General features: G+C 66.0%; 7 protein-coding genes. 2 read left to right on the top strand and 5 right to left on the bottom strand.

The features are described from left to right. A partial coding sequence (locus AWC07_RS10360; protein WP_139829633.1) for a DUF222 domain-containing protein occupies positions 1-728 on the bottom strand: 728 nt, incomplete at its 3' end. Positions 729-983: 255 nt separating this feature from the next. On the opposite strand from AWC07_RS10360, the gene AWC07_RS10355 reads away from it, so the two are divergent. Beyond that, entirely contained in the window at positions 984-1,859 is an 876-nt protein-coding gene (locus AWC07_RS10355; protein WP_036418670.1) for a 3-hydroxyacyl-CoA dehydrogenase family protein, read from the top strand. A 193-nt stretch (positions 1,860-2,052) separates the two neighbouring features. On the opposite strand, the gene AWC07_RS10350 is transcribed toward AWC07_RS10355, so the two are convergent. Beyond that, entirely contained in the window at positions 2,053-3,474 is a 1,422-nt protein-coding gene (locus AWC07_RS10350) for a phytoene desaturase family protein (RefSeq protein ID WP_036418712.1), read from the bottom strand. After that, positions 3,471-5,261: a DUF3556 domain-containing protein gene (locus tag AWC07_RS10345; RefSeq protein WP_036418668.1), complete on the bottom strand. Its 1,791-nt coding sequence runs from the start codon at positions 5,259-5,261 to the stop codon at positions 3,471-3,473. The genes AWC07_RS10350 and AWC07_RS10345 overlap by 4 nt, the downstream gene beginning before the upstream one ends. 139 nt (positions 5,262-5,400) lie before the next feature. On the opposite strand from AWC07_RS10345, the gene AWC07_RS10340 reads away from it, so the two are divergent. Beyond that, positions 5,401-6,687: a PucR family transcriptional regulator gene (locus AWC07_RS10340; RefSeq protein ID WP_036418665.1), complete on the top strand. Its 1,287-nt coding sequence runs from the start codon at positions 5,401-5,403 to the stop codon at positions 6,685-6,687. A gap of 85 nt (positions 6,688-6,772) precedes the next feature. Here AWC07_RS10340 and AWC07_RS10335 read toward each other — a convergent pair whose 3' ends face one another. Together AWC07_RS10335 and thiD are read right to left on the bottom strand one after the other, a co-directional pair. Beyond that, a complete protein-coding gene (locus tag AWC07_RS10335; protein ID WP_036418663.1) occupies positions 6,773-7,393 on the bottom strand; it encodes an alpha/beta hydrolase family protein in 621 nt (206 codons plus the stop codon). Beyond that, on the bottom strand, positions 7,390-8,229 hold the full coding sequence (gene thiD / locus AWC07_RS10330) for a bifunctional hydroxymethylpyrimidine kinase/phosphomethylpyrimidine kinase (RefSeq protein WP_036418661.1): 840 nt from the start codon (positions 8,227-8,229) through the stop codon (positions 7,390-7,392). Before thiD ends, AWC07_RS10335 begins: the two co-directional genes overlap by 4 nt. Between the last annotated feature and the right edge of the window lie 46 nt (positions 8,230-8,275).

Below are 8,275 nucleotides of genomic sequence, written 5' to 3'. Positions count from 1 at the left end.
CAGGGGTGGGGGTCGTCGGGGTTGCACATGCCCGGGGCGGCCAGTTTGGCCAGCAGCGCATCCCAGGTGGCGCGGGCTTGGGGTGTCAGGTATCCGCTGATCGCCGACATGCCGTCGGGGCCTTGGTTGCCGATGGTGATGCCGCGGCGGTGGCCGCGGTCGGTGTCGGTGAAGTTGCCGTCGGGGTTGAGGCAGTCGGCCATCTTGGCGGCTAGGCGCTCGAGTTGGTCGGGGCGGTGTTTTCCGCCGAGGCTGGCCAGGTCGGCTTCGGCTTTGTCGCGCAGGGCCGGGCCGACGAAGCTGGGTAGCTGGTGGAGGAAGGCGCGGATCACCCGGATGTGGGCGCTGTTGATGTGCCCGGCGCGTTGGGCGGCGGCGGTGGCGCTCAACAGCGGCGGCAACTGCTCGCCGGTCAGCGCGCGCCGCGGTCCCAGATCGGCGGCCTCGCTGATGCGCCGCGAGGCTTCGCCGCGGGTGATGCGCAGCCGCTGGGCCAGCGCGAAAGGTAGCTTGCCGCCCAACTCGCCGGGGTCGGCCTGCTCTGCCAGGGTGTTGATCAGCGGATGCTCGGCGGCCGGCAACCGGCGCCGCACTACTTCGCAGCGTTGCAGCAGTGTCAGACATTCCGGAACGGTCAGTACCTCACCGGAGAGCTCCAGTACCCGGTTCAACGCCGCGTCAAGGTTATCCAACACGGCAACCAGCCCTTCCCGGCTATCCGAAAGCATGTTCGAATCATATTGCGGCCCACCGACAAGCAGCCTTCCGCCACCAAACCTAAACGGCTGTTGTTCATGTGAATTCAGTGATCTGCGGGATGCTTGCTGCGGCAGCGCGGGTGCGCTACCGGTGTCCATCTCGTCGATCGGAACCGTCGACGCTTAATTTCACTAAGGTCGTGTTGTCTGCCGAAGACAATGATCTGCCGATCTTTGTCGCACAACGACGGACGTGGGCACGCAGCCGCCGCTTACCGTGCATGTGTGACTGGTTCGTACACATACACATTCGAGGACATCCGGAACCGCCCGGTCGCGGTGATCGGGGCGGGAACCCTTGGTCGCCGCATCGCGTTGATGTTCGCCAGCCGCGGCGCAACGGTGCGGATCTATGCCCGGCGGGCCGAACAGCACGCCGAAGCGATGCAGTACGTGACAGACAACCTGCCAAACCTGTTATATGACAGAGGATTTGGCGAAATCGGCGTCGCGGTGGGCACGAGTTCCCTCGAAGAGGCGTTGGACGGCGCCTGGCTCGCCGTTGAGTCCGTCCCGGAGAAGCTCGAGATCAAAATTCCGCTGTGGGGCCGGATCGACCAAGCGGCGCCGCCGGACACCATCTTCGCGACCAACTCTTCATCGTTCCCATCGCGTCTGATGGCCGAAAAGGTGCGTGACAAATCGCGTCTGTGCAACACGCACTTTTACATGCCACCGCAGTTCAACGCGCTTGACTTGATGTCAGACGGCGAGACGGACCGCGGCCTGCTCGACACCCTCCTGACCGTCCTTCCCGAGTTCGGTGTCCATCCCTTCGAGGCACGCCGCGAATGCACCGGCTTCATCTTCAATCGCGTCTGGGCCGCCATCAAACGCGAGTCGTTGGCCGTGGTCGCCGAAGGCGTGGCCCGCCCGGAAGATGTCGACGGGATGTTCAAGGTGAACTGGCGGGTGCCGGCTGGGCCGTTCCAGACGATGGATCTGGTCGGTCTGGACGTGGTGCTCGACATCGAAAACCACTACATCGAAGAGTTCCCGTACCTGCCCAAGCACGCGCGGGACTTGTTGCAGGAATACGTCGATGCCGGCAAGCTCGGCGTCAAGACCGGCGAGGGCTTCTACACCTATCCGAAGCCCTGATCGGGGATTCAGCGCGTTATCGAGTTCGCAGGATCACGATCGACGTACTCGGATACCAGAGCACGATTCGAGACGGCCGGGGCCCACGCGAAGAAAGCCGTGGCCGCCATGATAAAGCCCCACAGGCCGATGAGGACGCCGACTGCTGATGCTCGATGAGATAGCTCTGGTAGGTGGCGGCCTCGCGCTGGCGTTACGCTCGCCGAGCCAGGTGGGCGAGCGCAAGCTGGGCGGCGTTGGCGCCGCACATGCCATGCGCGCCGGGTCCCGGTGGCGTTGCCGCCGAGCAGATGTACCTGCCTGGTACTCCAATAGTGTATGGCGACAGCGTGATTCGCGGTCCGAACGTCAGCTGGCGGATGTCCTTTGCGCCGGTCATGATATCGCCGCCAACGTAGTTGGCGTTATAGGCGGCCATCTGGGTCGTCGAGCGAACCGAATGGCCGATGATGCGTTCGCGGAAACCGGGGGCGAACCGCTCGATCTGGGCGATGATCGCCTCGGTCGCGTCGCCGGTGTAGCCGTTCGGGACGTGCGCGTAGCTCCACACCGGGTGGATGTTGCCCACCGAGCGTTGCGGATCAGCCAGATACTGCTGACCGACCAGCACGAACGGCCGCTCGGGCATGAGTCCGGCGTGGATCTCCCGCTCGGTCGCGGCAAGTTCGGCGTAGGTCCCGGCCAGGTGCACCGTGCCGGCCCGGTGCGCGTCCGGGTTGGTCCAGGGCACACCGCCTTCGACGGCGAAGTCGACCTTGAAAGCGCCGGGGCCGCGCCGGAACTTATTGAAAGCACGGGAAACTCGGCGCGGTAGCCGGTCGCCCAGGATCCCGGCGACCGCGCTGGGCGCCAGATCGAACATCGTGATGTCCGCCGCTGGCAGCTGCGATGCCGTGTCGACGCGGACACCGGTCTCGATCTTGCCGCCCAGGTCGCTCAGCAGGGCCACCATCGCGTTGGTGATCGACTGCGAGCCGCCCTCTGCGACCGCCCAGCCGTGCCGGTGGCCGGCCGCGATAATGCCCATCCCGATCGCCGAGGTCATCGGGTAGTGCAGCGGCCGGAAGGCATGGGCCGCAACGCCTCCGAACAACGCCCGGCCCTGTTTGGTGCGAAACAGCCGCGCGAACGCGGACCCGGGAAGAACGGTGGGTGCACCGAACCGGGCCAGCATCAGCGGATGGTGCGGAAATCGCAGCAGGGGTCGCATGATGTCCTGGCTCAGCGCGTCGAACCGGGCCGCCGGATAGCCGAACGCACGCCGCCACCGCGATCCGTCGGGACCAAGACCCGCTGCGGTCTGCTCCACCGAGCGGTACAGAACGCCGGCGCTGCCGTCGTCGAGGGGGTGCACACAATCGATCTCCGGCCAGCGCCATCTCAGGCCATAGCGCTCCAGCCCGAACCGGCCTAGGAACTCCGAGCCGACGGCCATCGGGTGAATCGCCGAGCAGTGGTCGTGCAACAGGCCGGGGATGATCGCTTCGCTGCTGCGGGCGCCACCGCCGACCTCCTGGGCGGCCTCGAGTACGGTGACCTGCACTCCCTCGGCGGCTAGGGAGATGGCGGCGGCGAGCCCGTTGGGCCCGCCACCAACCACTACCGCGGTACTCATGCCAGCTGGCCTTTCGGGGCGGGCGTGGGCGTCGTGCCGCGCAGCGACCAGGTCACCTCGGTCGGGATCGGGCCGTTGGGCAGCCACGGCTGTTCGGCGACCGCATCGGCGACCTTCCAGGTGCCACGCTCGATCACCCCGAGTGCGGCATCGATCAACTGGTAATGCTGCACGCCGCTGCCGAAGGCCTCCGACTCCACCCAGGCGATGACGCACTCGCCCGGTTCGAACACGGCTTCACGCTGCACGGCCCGGATCAAGTCTGCGTTGTGCAGGTGGCCGTCGCCGAAGTTGAAGCCGATCAGGGAGTTGCAGATGAACTCACCCTCCCGCACGGTGCGGGTGTCGATGTCGGGCAGGTGGGTCAACAGCAGCGAGAACAGGCCGCGGCCCTGGCTATGCATGCTGCGCCATGCGATCGTCTTTTGAGAGGTGATCTCCGCCCACACCGGCTCGTAGCCGAACGCGACGAACTGGTCGACCTGGTTCCGTGTCGACCGGGTGACCCGGTCCAGCTTCGCCTCGGCACCTGGCGCGAACGCCCACACCGCGGAGGCCCAGTTGCCGGCGTACTGCCGCATCGAAGGCAGGAAGGACACCTTGTCCGGTCGCAGGTTGCCCAGGATCGGATAGAACAGCAGCGCGGCGGCGATGACCAGAGCCAGCCAAGGCGGCGTCATGTTCCACGGGGCGTATCCGTTGGCGTTCGGGAAGCCGAGGAACAAGAAGATCGTGGTGTAGCCGAAGACCACGTTCCATTCCAGCGGCACCGCCAGCGGGAAGGTCGAGATGATGAACAGGTGGAAGCCCACCATGAGCAGTGCTGCAGCCAGCGTCACCCATTTGTTGGTGGCGAAGAACAGGACCAGCGGAGCAATGATCTCGACCGTGGTGCCATTGACGTGTGCCATGAAGTCCGCCAGCCGCGACGGCCGCATGTCGCGCCCGAAGTCGCGGTAGTGGGCCCGTCGCACCCATTTGGGCGCGAATATCGTATTGCTCACCATCGGCGGAATGACGTTGGAGAAGTGCTTGCCGAATTTCGAGAAGCCGGCACCGACCCACACCACCACGATGACCATTTTCAGCGCGACGATCATGTTCACGAACGGCAGCACGGCGAAGATGACCAGGACTGGCAGGTACTGCTCCCCGCGGGCGGCCAGGAAGATGGTCTTGTCCCGCAGACCGATCAGCACCAGCAGCGCGATCGGCGCGATCAGCAGGGTGGGAAGTACCAGGCCGGATGTGTTGTCCGGCAACGCCTTTGAGAGCGAATCGCGGTGCACGCCCGGTAACAGCAGCGGGACGGCCAGGCTTGCCAGCAGCGCGAGGTAGAGCGCGATGTCAAACCAGCTGCGCCGGTCGCCCCTGGTGAACGGCAGCCACTTCCACGGGCGCAGCCGGATGGTTCCCGGCCGGGCCCAGAACAGGATGCCGCCGGTCATCGGCTTGACCTTGCCGGCCAACGGCCCCCAGGAGCCGGCCACGCCAATGGCCTCGAGCAGCACCGTCCACAGGATGACCTTCTGGTAGACGACCGGTTGATTCCACCAGTCCGCGGCGTGCCAGAAGGCCGGCAGCCCCGACGTCGCCGTCGCCACCGTGATGCCGCCGATCGCGAAGAACACCACCAGCTTCACGATGTAGATGACGTGCACCATCCGCGGTGCGCCGAAACCGTTTTCGCCCCAATCGGTGGCAAGGAAGCGTATCCGCTCCATCAGCGGCTTGAGCAAGAACGCGTCCGGATCGACTGCGGGCAGATCCGGTTTGGTGAATCCCATGTCTTCGCTCCTTCTCCGGTTGTGGCTGCGAGTGGCGACTACGGTAGGAGTCGTGTGCGTGGGCACACAGTGGCGAATCGACAAATCCGCGCCCCGGTGTTATCGCACGAAGACAACCGCGGCGTCTAACGTCATTGAGGTGGAGAAATCGCACCCGGACAGCGATGTCGGGGTGAACCGTTATGTCGCCGAGGTCGCCATCCGACTACATGATCGGTTGGCCGACGTGACGTCGGAGATTCATCGCGCACTCGAGGGTCAGATTCCCGATTTGCGCCGCGACCCACGGATCATGGAACTGCTCGGGGCCAGCATCGAGGGCAACGTCGACACGATGTTGCACGCGTTGCGCTACGACATCGCGGTCGAGCGTGTCGAGGCGCCCACCGCAGCGCTGGAGTATGCCCGCCGATTGGCCCAACATGGTGTGCCCGTCCACGCGCTGGTGCGCGCCTATCGACTTGGTCAGCGCCGGATGAACGAGCTGATTTTCGCCGAATTACATGCGATCGATGTCCCCGACGCGATGCGGGTGGCGGTGATCGAGGCGATGAGTGCTGCGATGTTCGAGTACATCGACTGGATGTCGCAGCAAGTCGTCGCTGTCTACGAGGACGAACGCGAACGGTGGCTGGAGAACCAGAACAGCCTACGCGGCCTACGGGTGCGAGAGGTGCTGGACGCGAACAAGAGCGTCGATCTCGATGCGGCGACCACGTCGATCCGCTATCCGCTGCGGTGGCACCACCTTGGGGTCGCCATGTGGTACCCGGACGCGGACACCGATGGCGACGAACTTGGTCGGCTGCAACGATTTCTGCGCGAACTGGGTGAGGCCGCCGGTGCCGATGCCAGCCCGCTCTTCGTTGCCTCGGACAAAATGTCCGGCTGGGGCTGGCTGCCGTATCGCGCCGCGGTGAGCGATGCCGTTTCAAAAGTCCGCCGCTTCGCGCTGGCCAGACCGGACTCGCCGAGCGTGGCGATTGGGACGATTGCCGGCGGTGTGGAAGGCTTTCGCCGTTCACACCGGGAGGCGCAGCAGGCCCGCGGCGTCGCGATAATTCGCGAGCGGCGTGGCTCGACGGTGATCGCCGCGGATGATCCGGGCTTGTCCGTGGTGGCGCGTATGGGCGGCGACTTGGCCGGCATCCGCGACTGGGTGGCCGCCGTGCTTGGCGACCTTGCCGGCGACAACGAGAACGACGCGCGGCTGCGGGAGACGTTGCGGGTGTTTCTGGGTTGCGGTTCCAGCTACAAGGTGGCCGCCGAGGAACTCAATTTGCACTTCAACTCGGTGAAGTATCGCGTGGGCCGCGCCGTGGCCCGGCGAGGACGGGAGATCGGCGCCGACCGGCTCGACATAGAACTCGCGTTGCTCGCCTGTCACTGGTATGGCAGCGCGGTTCTGCAGCAGAAAACCCGGTAGCCGGGGCGGGCCGATCACCGGATCTTGCAAGTAGACGTCAGGCGGCCGCCGCGCCGGCCAGGCGAAACGCAAACCTAACTCAGATTCAGTCCGCTAACAGCCGCAGTGCCGCATCGACCGCCAACGCCGCGACGTCGTTGGTCTTCGACGCCAAATCGTGTCGCGCGCCGGTGATCTCGACGATTTCGGTCGGTGCGGGGATCAGCGCCGCGGCATCGCGCAGTTCCGCGATGGTGCCGAACGGATCGGAGGTGCCGTGGGTGAACACCGTGGGCACCGTGATGTCCGGGAGGTGTTCGGTGCGGGGGCGTTCCGGCTTACCCGGCGGATGCACCGGATAGGAGAACAGCGTCAGCACGTCAACGGCCGCCGCGCCGGCGGCCACTACCATGGAGGTTTGCCGGCCCCCGTAGGAATGCCCGCCCGCGATCAGCGGGCCGCCGGCCAGCCCGCGGCCCACCTCGATCGCTTCGACGATGCCCGCACGGTCGGCGTCGCCCGAGCCGGACGGTGGGCCTTTCGGGCGACGACGACGGTAGGGCAGGTTGTATCGGACCGCCAGCCAGCCGTGTCGCGCCCATTCGTCGCAAACACGTTGCAGCAGTGGGGAATTCCGGTCACCGCCAGCACCGTGGGTCAACACCGCCACACCCCTTGCCGGGCCGTCGGGCTGGTGTGCGATGCCCGCGATCCGGTCGAGGTTCATGACAGCCGAAACAACGCAGAGACCGGGCCATGGCCGGCCCCCAACGGATAAGCGGCGCGCAAACATTCGGTGACCCAACGTTTCCCGAAGGCCACCGCGTCGGGCACGCTGAACCCGTGCGCCAGCGCACAAGCGACCGCGGCGGCCAGGGTATCGCCGCCGCCGTGGTCGTTGTTGGTCGGTATCCTCTCCGAATCGAATTCGTAGAAGTCGGTCCCGTCAGAGAGCAAGTCGCAGCTGCGCTCCGACGATCGCAGGTGCCCGCCCTTCACCAATACCCACCGGGGACCCAACGCACGCAGGGCCTTGCAGGCTGCGCGCTGCGAATCCGGGTCGACGACCTCTATATCCACCAGCAGGCGCACCTCGTCCAGATTCGGCGTCACCAGCGTCGCCAACGGAAACAGTTGCTCGCGAAGCGAATCCAGGTCCGACGCGGCTAGCAGTGGGTCGCCGTGCATGGACGCGCAGACCGGGTCGACGACCAACGGTACCCCCAATTCCAGGCGGCGCCAGGCGGCGGCCACCGCGGCGATGACGCGCGACGACGCCAGCATGCCGGTCTTGGCGGCCTGGACGCCGATATCGGAAACCACCGCCTCGATCTGACCCGCCACGACATCGCCGGGGACCTCGTGAAAGCTTTTGACTCCCAATGTGTTCTGCACGGTAACGGCAGTGACGGCGACGCAGGCGTGTACGCCCAGCATCGCCATGGTCCGCATATCGGCCTGGATGCCGGCACCGCCCCCGGAGTCCGATCCGGCGATGGTCAGCACGCGCGACGGCGTGGTGCCCGGCGGAGGCACAGGCAGCACCGGAGGCGGGAAATTCACTGTGCCGGATGGCGGTGACCCGCTGCGCCCGGCTGCGCCGCGCTTG

Source organism: Mycobacterium gastri (genome assembly GCF_002102175.1).
Lineage (GTDB): Bacteria > Actinomycetota > Actinomycetes > Mycobacteriales > Mycobacteriaceae > Mycobacterium > Mycobacterium gastri.
The sequence above is the reverse complement of the archived record's forward strand: the minus strand, read 5'-3'. Positions and strand labels throughout refer to the sequence as shown.

Coding starts and splice junctions, on each gene's coding strand:
- AWC07_RS10335 (WP_036418663.1), bottom strand. CDS start 7,393: ATGAACCTCGACCGGATCGCGGGCATCGCACACCAGCCCGACGGCCCG.
- AWC07_RS10350 (WP_036418712.1), bottom strand. CDS start 3,474: ATGAGTACCGCGGTAGTGGTTGGTGGCGGGCCCAACGGGCTCGCCGCC.
- AWC07_RS10345 (WP_036418668.1), bottom strand. CDS start 5,261: ATGGGATTCACCAAACCGGATCTGCCCGCAGTCGATCCGGACGCGTTC.